This window comes from Sphingomonas sp. Sph1(2015) (assembly GCF_001970915.1).
Lineage (GTDB): Bacteria > Pseudomonadota > Alphaproteobacteria > Sphingomonadales > Sphingomonadaceae > Sphingomonas > Sphingomonas parapaucimobilis.
The window spans coordinates 137821-144543 of the sequence record NZ_MQUI01000005.1; the positions used below are offsets into that span (position 1 = coordinate 137821).

Annotated in this window: 6 protein-coding genes and 1 pseudogene; all 7 read left to right on the plus strand. The window is 66.2% G+C overall.

Features of this window, described 5'->3' with window-relative positions; genetic code table 11:
- The first annotated feature begins 172 nt into the window (after positions 1 to 172).
- Complete coding sequence (locus BSZ14_RS03905; protein WP_076709889.1) at positions 173 to 499, plus strand: hypothetical protein; 327 nt, start codon at positions 173 to 175, stop codon at positions 497 to 499.
- Positions 496 to 1191: a TIGR02391 family protein gene (locus BSZ14_RS03910; RefSeq protein WP_076709890.1), complete on the plus strand. Its 696-nt coding sequence runs from the start codon at positions 496 to 498 to the stop codon at positions 1189 to 1191. The genes BSZ14_RS03905 and BSZ14_RS03910 overlap by 4 nt, the downstream gene beginning before the upstream one ends.
- A gap of 840 nt (positions 1192 to 2031) precedes the next feature.
- Entirely contained in the window at positions 2032 to 2475 is a 444-nt protein-coding gene (locus tag BSZ14_RS03915) for a DUF736 domain-containing protein (protein ID WP_076709891.1), read from the plus strand.
- Between the two features lie 82 nt (positions 2476 to 2557).
- Positions 2558 to 3724, plus strand: coding sequence for a DUF2493 domain-containing protein (locus tag BSZ14_RS03920; protein WP_083748084.1), 1167 nt, complete (start codon positions 2558 to 2560; stop codon positions 3722 to 3724).
- 769 nt (positions 3725 to 4493) lie between these two features.
- Complete coding sequence (locus tag BSZ14_RS03925; RefSeq protein ID WP_076709892.1) at positions 4494 to 4826, plus strand: hypothetical protein; 333 nt, start codon at positions 4494 to 4496, stop codon at positions 4824 to 4826.
- 315 nt (positions 4827 to 5141) lie between these two features.
- Complete coding sequence (locus BSZ14_RS03935; RefSeq protein WP_076709894.1) at positions 5142 to 5438, plus strand: hypothetical protein; 297 nt, start codon at positions 5142 to 5144, stop codon at positions 5436 to 5438.
- A 328-nt stretch (positions 5439 to 5766) separates the two neighbouring features.
- Positions 5767 to 6599, plus strand: a pseudogene (locus tag BSZ14_RS18960) (IS3 family transposase); the annotation flags it as partial.
- Positions 6600 to 6723 lie beyond the last annotated feature (124 nt).

Below are 6723 nucleotides of genomic sequence, written 5' to 3' on the forward strand. Positions count from 1 at the left end.
TATTGTGCGGGTGCGGTTTCGTGCCCTGTTTGAGGCCACGCCGCGCGATCGGCGATGGTGGTTGCCCGAGAAGCAACCACATGGGATCTACCGACCAAGTACCGCGATCGACGTGCGTTCGGATTACCCTTTAGCCCCCTGCATGGGCTATCGGTGAACGCGGGAGGACCAGATGCACCATCGCCGCCAAAGCCCCGGGCGTGATCTCCTGGGTGAGATCGAGCGCCTCGAACGTCGCGCGCGTCGGATCACCGACCGCTACACCTGGAAGCGCCTCGCCGTCTTCGCAGGCCTCTTCATCTGGCTCAGCCGTGCCTCCGTCCTCGAGGGTGACATCACCGCGGCTGTCTATTTCGGACTGTGGACCGCCGTCATGGTCGGCTGTTGGACGGCGTCGGGCTGGCTGCTCGACCTTCCCAAGCTGCTGTTCCCGAACGTCCCAGCGTTTCAGCACCTGCGTCGGCCGGCGCCGCGTGCGGCGAGGCATCACGTCGGATGAGCAACCTGCCTCCCCCGTTCCCCGAGAACGACGTGCTATTGGCCCTGCAACCAGCGGAGGTGGCGGAATACCTCCTGCGATACCTCGACGAGCTCCACTCCACCGGCCGTCACGCGCAGGTGAATATATTGGGCCGGTTCGACGAGACTGCTGGCTCCCGCATCGGACAGGCCATCGCTGAGGCATGGGCGTGGGCGGAGGCGCAGGGGCTCCTAGTCCCGTCTGCTGGCAATCGCAGCGTTGGTGTGGTCGAGCTGTCCCGGCGCGCAGAGGCGCTTCTCCTCGGCAATGGGTTCGCCAAGCACAGGCAGGCCGCAGGATTGCCGCGCGAGCTTCTCCATCCCACGATCGCGGACAAGGCGTGGCATCACTTCATCGCCGGCGATTACGAGGTCGCCGTGTTTGCAGCTTTCAAGGCGCTCGAGATCGCAGTCGCCGAAAAGAGCGCGATCCAGCGCACCGGCGTCGCCCTGATGCGTGACGCTTTCCACAAACAGAGCGGGCCGCTGACGGACAAGGCGCTCGAGGAGGGTGAACGGGAGGCAGTCGGGCACCTGTTCGCGGGCGCGTTTGGCCTCTTCCGCAATCCCGTCGGGCACCGTGAGGTGAGTTACGATGGCCCGATCGAGCCGGCCGAGCAACTGATCGTGGCGAGCCATCTCATGCGGATCGTGGACGCAGCCGGAGCTTGAGCCTGCTGCGATGACGCCGTTTGCCGGAGCGCAGACGGTATGAGGTGGCCACCCCGCCCCTTGGGCGGGGCCGGGCTCTAGTCGGCAAGAGCCGACCGGAGCCCCGCAAGAGCGGGTCTCCGCCCTAAAGGGTAACGATCCCTTGTCCGGGTCCCGTAGACGCCTCCACGGCGCTCCTGAGACGATCTACGCGAATAGTGTGGGGCGAAGGGTGCGTGCCTCCCCACACGTCACGCCCAGGGGCGCGCTCACCGCCGGCAGCCTGCGGCTGTGGAATCATGCGCTAGCGCGCATGATGATTGTTCGTTGGGCCAATGATCTCATCGCACCCTTCGCCGTCTCTCAGTGTCTCTGCGTGCCAGACCCGTCCGACGGGGTCGGCGTCAAAGGAGAATTGCCAGCAGAGCTGGCAATGCTTTTGTTTGTTTGAAGACGCCTCAACAAGAATACCGGGCCTAAGGCCCTACGGTTTCCACCGCTAAAGCGGCGGAGCCTCCGTCATTCGTGTTGACCCCGCCGGCCGTGCCTGCCTCTTGAGCCCCTGCGAGGACGGCTCCGGGTGCGATGAGATCACAGGCCGGGGCTGCGCCCCCCGAACATCGTACCTGTTCATCTGAATTGCTCGCTACCGCGATCAATGCGTTTTCGATTTGATTAGTTAGGCTCCCTAGTCGGGAGCTATTTATGCTCGGACTCACCGTGTACGATGACTTGGCTGTCAAGAAATCAATGCGCTTCAATACTTAGAGGGGAGGGGGTAAAAGAAAGATGCCGGAAGGGGAAAGGCCCCGAGCACCGGCAAACAGGGGGACAGGCCCCCGCCTAGATGGAGTAAGTATTATGAACATCGGTCAGTTCAAGTCGGTCAGCGGTCAGCTTGTCGGTTCGATCGCCACTGCCACCATCGACCTCGCCCGCCTTGGCCTCCGCCCGGTCGACAGCACCAACGAGCGCGCCCCCGCCTTCGAGATCGTCGCCCTGAACGTCGCCCGCCGTTGGGTGCAGATCGGCGCGCTGTGGGAATTGACCAGCAATTCCACCGGTGAGGTTTTCTATCAGGGCAAGCTGGACGACCCTAGCCTCCCCGAGCCGCTGCAAATCACGCTGTTCGGCAACAACGACGAGGGTTTCCGCGTCGTGTGGAACCGCCCGCAGCCCCGCCGCGAGAACATGGACGGCACCCGCCAGACCCGCCGCAAGGCAACCGCCGATGACGGGTTCGGCAGCGGCAACGCCACCGACAACGGCCAGCTTGCCGAGAGCGACGAAATCCCCGCGTTCTAAGACCCTCGAGACGGGCGGGGAGAGCGGCTGAAACGCTCCCCCGACCCTAAGCCGAAACCACCCTGCCAAAGGATTTGCAACCATGACGAACGGTCCGACCTCTGCCCGCTTTACCAGCTTCACCGCGTTGGGCGAAGCCCTCGCACAGCAGCCCAGCACCCGCGCCGAGGCAGCCCGCAAGGGTTGGGAAACCCGCCGCAACAACGCCGCGCGCACCGATAGCCACGACTGCGACCCCGCCGACGACACCGCCGAGCACGACAACGCCAGCGAGAGCCGCGCGGCCGAGATCGCGGAGAGCATCGCGGAGGCGACCGCGACCACCAATTTTCAGGAGGCTTTCGGCGAGGTCGGCGCGCTTTCCATCGTCGAGCTTGGCGGAGACGCCCAAGAACTCGACATGCCCGAGCCGATCGAGGCGCAGCACGATTGCGCGGCGATCATGGCGACCCTGTTTGACCTGTTCCGCGATACCCGCCTTGAGCCGAGCGCACAGGCCATCGCATGGGGCTTCGTCAATTCCTTCCACTTCGAGGCGCAGAAGCTGGAACGCGAGGAGGACGCGCTTTGCCGCGACCTTGGCGAGATGACCCGCCGCTATGATCCGTCCGAAATCTACGCAACCGAAATGGAGGAATTGCAGCTTCGCGCGCAGACGATGACCGAGCGCCGCGCCGCCATCGAATGTATGCGCGACTATGCCGCCGACTGCTACCGCGCCCAGTCGGGCCACCCATGGTCCCCGGCGCGCGGATCGAAGGTTTCGAGCGGAGGCACCGCAAGCCAGATTGCCGCCCTCGACTTCCTCAAAGCCCGCGCGCAGGACCACCGCGAAAAGCGCAACCCGACCGGCCCGCTTGTCGTCTTTTCCGGCGGTCAGGAGTGGCACGACTTCCAGCAGCTTTGGGACAAGCTGGACCAGATCAAGGCGCGCGTGCCGCACATGACGCTTTGCACCACGGCGCAGCGCAAAGGGTGCGACATGATCGCGGCAGCATGGGCCGCAAGCCGAGGCGTCACGGTCGTTGCCTTCACCCCGCAAACGGGCCGCTATGGCAACCGCGCCGGGTTCGTCCGCAACGAGCAGCTTGCAAAGCTGGCACCGGTGGAAGCCATCGTGTGTCAGGGTTCCGGCCTGCAATCCAACCTGTTGCAGGTGCTGAAAAACGCCCGCGTCCCGACCCACGCTTTCCGCATCGACGGACAGGCACCCGCGCCGACCGCCAGCAACCGGCAGGCGATCCGCTAACCCGATCCGGGCGGCGCAGCCCAGAGCGCGCCGCCCCCCCCTCTTTCCTTGGCAGGAATAACTAGGCCAGCGACGGGCGACCCCCGGCGCTGGCCCTTTTCCGTCAGCGTCGCTTGTGGGGGGAACCCTACGGTTCCCCCCACGCCAGTCGAGCGGCCGCGCGGCACCCATGGCACGGCCCCGTCGGGCCGCGCCTGGCCGCCGCGCGACCGCTCGACTTCCCCCTTCCGGTAGTGCGCTGCCGCAGGCTTGAGGCCGGCGCCGGCGAGCTCGGCGAATGTCGCCCTGGTGGCTGGCGCGGTGCCCGGCTCGCTCGCATCGGTCCGGCCCTTCGGCCTGCCCTTGCTACGCCTCGGCCGGGGAGCGCCAGTGCGGGCATCGAGCCCGCCCCGGCGCTGCCACGCGGCACCCTTGGCACGGCCCCGCCGGGCCGCGCCGCGATCGCCGCGCAGCACTCCCAGATCAGCGGGCGGCCCCCGGCTCGCTCGCATCGGTCCGGCCCTTCGGCCTCCCCTTGCTACGCCTCGGCCGGGGAAGCGCCGGAGCGGGCATCGAGCCCGCCCCGACGCTGCTGCCGCGGGGAAAAACCCTCTCTCAAGTCGTCCCAGTGTGTCGGCCGGGGCGGCGAGCCTCAAGGACGGCGGGGCCCCACCATTTTGCTACGCAAAATCGTGACCCCCACCGCCGCTGACGCGGCCGCTTCGCGGTCCTTGACCCTCACCACCCCGACCGACGCGAGGACACCGTCATCGAGACGAAGGAGACGGTCATGAACACCATCGACACACAGCGCCGCTACGCCACCCACGAAGCCGGCTATCTCGCCGCGCAACGCCACGGATTTCAGACCATCCAGCGACTGGAGGATGCGCTCCGGGAGCGTGATGGATGGGCTGGCCGGTACACCGGGCGCTTCGATCACGAGCTGGAGGAAATGGTGGTCGACGACGACTGCTCCGACGAGTTCGACGAGGCGCATCAGGTCGCCGAGGCTATCGCGGCCGAAGCAGCATGCGGCAACGCGCGCGGGATCATCATCGCACAGGGCCGCACCGACGAAGCGGCGTTGATGATCCTCGCGGCAAGCCCCTCGCCGGGGTGAGGCTTGAGGCGCGGCCGGCACCCCGCTCGCTCGCATCGGTCAGGCCCTTCGGCCTGCCCTTGCTACGCCTCGGCCGGGGGAGCGCCGAAGCGGGCATCAAGCCCGCCCCGGCGCTGCTGTCGCGGGGAAAACTCTCTCTCAAGTCGTCCCAGTCTGTCGGCCGGGGCGGCGAGCCTCAAGGACGGCGGGGCCCCACCATTTTGCTACGCAAAATCGTGACCCCCACCGCCGCTGACGCGGCCGCTTCGCGGTCCTTGACCCTCGCCGCCCCGACCGACGCGTGAGCATCGTCACAGAGACGAAGGAGGAACGGACATGGAGGTTCTATTGTTCAGGGCGCTCACAGAGGCTAATATCGATGCCGATACGGCCCAGCGGGTCGTCGACGCACTCGAGGAGCACATCGACGTGGCGGTAGGACAGGCAAACAAGGCGCTGGAAGGCAAACTCGACGGGCACACTGCTCGCTTCGACGCCCTCAAGACCAGCATGGACAGCTTCAAGGGGGCCGTCGACCAGATGCGGGTCTGGCTCATCATCGTCACGAGCATCATCGCCATCTGCGCACTCGCCGGCACCGTCCTCGGGGTGGTCAACCAGATCACCAAGTAACGACGGGAGGGGCCACGGCTCCTCCTTCTTCGTCAGGGCTGCTCGGGCGACCGAGTGGCCCTTTTTGCTGCCCGCCGGTCGGTTGGACCTGAACCGGCTCGCTCGCATCGGTACGGCCCCTGCGGGCCGCCCTTGCTACGCCTCGACCGACGCGGCGACACCCACGCCCAACCCGCCTCGCTCGCCTACGCGCAGCGGCCCTGCGGCCGTGCGCGGGCTACGCCTCGCGGGCTGGCCGGCGATCATGGTCGAGGCGTCCCGAAGCTGAGCTGCCCCCCTCTGAGTGGTCCATCGACTATGACAGTCTGGACCAAGGAAGGGACGACGAATGCCTGCCAAGAAGCACAAGCCCGAGGAAATCATCGGGAAGCTGCGCGAGGTTGAGATCATGCTGGGTCAGGGCGGCACGACCGCCGAGGCCTGCCGGCGGATCGCCGTCAGCGAGCAGACCTATTACCGGTGGCGCAAGGAATATGGTGGCCTGAAGACGGATCAGGCGCGTCGGATGAAGGATCTGGAGAAGGAGAACGCCCGGCTGCGTCGTGCGATCTCGGATCTGACGCTCGACAAGCTGATCCTGCAGGAGGCAGCAAAGGGAAACTTCTGAGCCCCGCACGGCGCCGACGCTGCATCGACCAGGTCCGAGAGGTGCTGGATGTATCCGAGCGACGGGTATGCCGCGTGCTTGGGCAGCACCGGTCGACACAGCGCAAGGTGCCGTGTGGGGCAGATGACGAAGAGGCGTTGACCGAGGATATCATCGCCTTGGCCAGGCAATATGGTCGCTATGGCTATCGCCGGGTGACGGCGCTGCTGCATGCCGCTGGCTGGTCGGTGAACCATAAGCGGGTGGAGCGGATCTGGCGACGGGAAGGACTGAAGGTCCCGCAAAAGCAGCCGAAACGCGGGCGGCTTTGGCTGAACGACGGTTCGTGCATCAGGCTGCGACCGAAATATCCGGGGCATGTCTGGGCCTATGATTTCGTCGAGGGGCGCACCCACGACGGGCGCAAGTTCCGCATCCTGACCATCATCGACGAGGCCAGCAGAGAATGCCTGGCGCTGGTGGTCGCGCGCCGGCTCAACCATGAGGATGTGCTGGCGGCACTCGCAGAACTGTTCATCGAGCGGGGCCCGCCAGCCCATGTCAGGTCCGATAACGTCCTATGTCGGGAAGCAGCGGCGGGTTTTGGCCAGCAGATATCGATGCGCCGACAACCATCGGCGCGGCATGCAATCTGAGCCAGATGGCTCCCACCGTCAACGGGATCGCTCCCTGCCATAG